Genomic DNA, 786 nt, shown 5'->3' on the forward strand with positions numbered 1-786 from the left:
CGCCGAGGAGGTCGCCGACCGGCTCCAGTCTGCGCGCGTCCCGTATGTCTTTGCCTCCGGGGCCAGCGCGACCGCGGTGCCGGAACGCCATAGATGGGCTCCCTTCTTCGCTAAACCGTTTCGCATTACTGCATTGATCAATGCCCTTGAAGAAGCCCGCGCCGCCGGTGTTCCCGCCAGGGCCTGACATTCCAACTTACTCCAAAGTGGGGCGTCTGTGGCCAGGATTCACGGCGCTGTTGGCCACCTCCACAGCAACGTCACGTCTTGCGGCCAAGGCGACGGCGGCGGGTTCTTGCCAAGTTATGGGGGTGCTTAGAACAGCTCATGCTGGGCTGCGGGATAGATTAGGTCCTGGCCCACCCCACGTGCCATGGGATTCAGCGGATGGGGTTTGGGCTCTGCGCTGGACACGATGTGCAGCACCTCATGGCCCCGGTGGGTCAGCAAGTCTGAAATAAGGCGTCGATGGCAGCGCCACCACGGTGCCTCTGCGCACATAAGCGCTGTCCGGTGCGCGCCCGCAAGGGAGATGACCTTCTCTAGGCCACTGGCGAACTCGGCAGAAGCCATGTGGTCCGCATAGCCCTGGAAAGCGGCGTTATCCCAAGCGTCGTTCGGAGAGTCCGGCTGCACCCTGCGCCGACCACCGAGCTCAGGCACCCACTCATACACCACGCCAACAGTCGGCAGTGCGTGGGCCATTTGCTCCGAGGCGAACCAAGGGTGGCGACGAGAGCCCGGGAAGCGGCGCACAGCCGCAATGGCCGCGATATCATGCGCGGA

The 786-nt window shown here is 64.0% G+C and carries 1 protein-coding gene and 1 pseudogene; one reads left to right on the top strand and one right to left on the bottom strand.

Features of this window, described 5'->3' with window-relative positions:
- Positions 1 to 187, top strand: a pseudogene (locus KVS69_RS18495) (response regulator); the annotation flags it as partial.
- A gap of 128 nt (positions 188 to 315) precedes the next feature.
- On the opposite strand, the gene KVS69_RS18500 reads toward KVS69_RS18495, so the two are convergent.
- Positions 316 to 786: DUF488 domain-containing protein (locus KVS69_RS18500; protein WP_217539445.1), on the bottom strand; the 471-nt coding region annotated here is incomplete at its 5' end.

The organism is Stenotrophomonas sp. GbtcB23 (assembly GCF_019091045.1).
GTDB classification, from domain to species: Bacteria; Pseudomonadota; Gammaproteobacteria; order Xanthomonadales; family Xanthomonadaceae; genus Stenotrophomonas; species Stenotrophomonas rhizophila_A.